The sequence below is a fragment of the Photorhabdus sp. CRCIA-P01 genome, from assembly GCF_003545805.1.
Classification (GTDB): domain Bacteria; phylum Pseudomonadota; class Gammaproteobacteria; order Enterobacterales; family Enterobacteriaceae; genus Photorhabdus; species Photorhabdus antumapuensis.
Genome location: NZ_NMQR01000161.1, coordinates 1 through 1,568, shown reverse-complemented (window position 1 = coordinate 1,568; position 1,568 = coordinate 1). Strand labels below are relative to the sequence as shown.

Sequence of the window (1,568 nt, the reverse complement as noted above, 5' to 3'; positions counted from 1 at the left end):
TCAGCCCATTCCCGCACTTCTGCCGGCGTGAGGGAATCCAGTCCCTGCATTCTGGCTTTTTCCTGAATTTCGCTCATCCGGGCACTGTAATCACCCTGTAATGCCCGCAGCTCTTTGGCAACCGCAACACACTGTTCAGCCCCTGAACATGTTGCTATCCGCTCCTGAGCCCGGTCATATTCCTGCCGATATTTATCCCTGATCGTCTCACGACAACTGCTGTCTCTCTGACAGTTGACCAGTTCCTCACTCCTTGAGCGATTCTGGTCAACGCTTAAGTGATTATTGTCCACAACAACTTATTTAATTCTAGCTATATATATATAAATCAATATCTAATCCAGCCTTTAATTCATCAAGCTCTTTAATCATCGTTTTATCTAAATTTATTGCTGGCTTAACTCCTTCTTCTATTTTAATTACTATATTAAATTGATAATCAAGCTCATACTCATCAGCCAACTTTACTAAAACCTTTTTTTTGCCTTGTAATAATGTGAGTATTTTTCCTAACTGTTCACCAACATCAAGAAACTCTTCATCACCCGTACTCAAAAGCCAGCAACTATCTATTCTAAAGCGTTTTTTTTCTGGTATAGGATCACCTTTCACCCAATATTTTGTTGGTTGAATAGCTAATTTTTCAGTTACATCCTCAGGATTTAATCTATCTCCAGAGATCAAAAAATACACGCACACAGTTGATTTAGTCATCTTTTATAACCTTATTTAATAAATTCACCTGTTGGGATACCTTCTCCAGTACCCCCTTTTCTGAAGACCCATAGTTCACCAGTTTCTTTATTCACATAAATATCATATTTCGATATATTTTTCTTACCAACAACATCAGATTTAAGCTCATGGGCATCAATTCCATTATTTTTTAAATACTTGTCATCAGCCATTTTGATATTTGATGGCTTATTTTCACTCTGCCCATTCTTATTCTGATTATCTTCAGGTGGCTGCTGATTTCCTGTACCTGTACCACCATATTCCCTCTTCTCTTCATTCGTTAGACTTTTACCAATATTCGGATTACTTTCATCATCTGTGGAGCTAGAAGAACATACCCGTCCAAATGAACACTCTGTAGCTTTATCTAGTGTTTCTCCTATCTCCTTGAGCTTCTTGTCCAAAGCTGAAGCTATCGTCTGATTTGCTTCGTTCACGGCCTCACCCGTGTTTGAACCCGCTATCGCTGGCGGTGGCATGGGTACAGCTAGAGCATTATTGTCAGTAACAACGCATTCCAGTGCGAAGTTAACCATCGAACACCGATTTTCCTAATGCCCTCAGTCAGTTACAACCCGTTTTTTCCAATGTCCGTTCACCGCCGAACCCAAAACCCCCTGACGCGCTTTTCGCCCCCGACGGCCCGTTTTTCCCGCCGGGCCTTTGTCAGCGTAGCGCCTTTTTCGGCAACGGGCGAACGTCGCCCAGCTTGCCTGGGCGGCGGACGCACGTTCTGCGGGCGCGGGCGGCATAGAGCCCGCAAGCGGCGCCCCTGCGACGCTCTGAGGCACTGTGGCTTCGGGTTGCGCATGGCCTTGCATGACCACACG

The 1,568-nt window shown here is 44.1% G+C and carries 2 protein-coding genes and 1 pseudogene; all 3 read right to left on the bottom strand.

Features of this window, described 5'->3' with window-relative positions; translation table 11 throughout:
* Nucleotides 1-293, bottom strand: a pseudogene (locus D3222_RS24520) (hemolysin/hemagglutinin-like protein HecA precursor); the annotation flags it as partial.
* A gap of 16 nt (nt 294-309) precedes the next feature.
* Nucleotides 310-714: a DUF4279 domain-containing protein gene (locus tag D3222_RS24515; RefSeq protein ID WP_036842869.1), complete on the bottom strand. Its 405-nt coding sequence runs from the start codon at nt 712-714 to the stop codon at nt 310-312.
* Nucleotides 715-725: 11 nt separating this feature from the next.
* Complete coding sequence (locus D3222_RS26405; RefSeq protein ID WP_232832677.1) at nt 726-1,274, bottom strand: polymorphic toxin type 33 domain-containing protein; 549 nt, start codon at nt 1,272-1,274, stop codon at nt 726-728.
* Nucleotides 1,275-1,568: the final 294 nt, after the last annotated feature.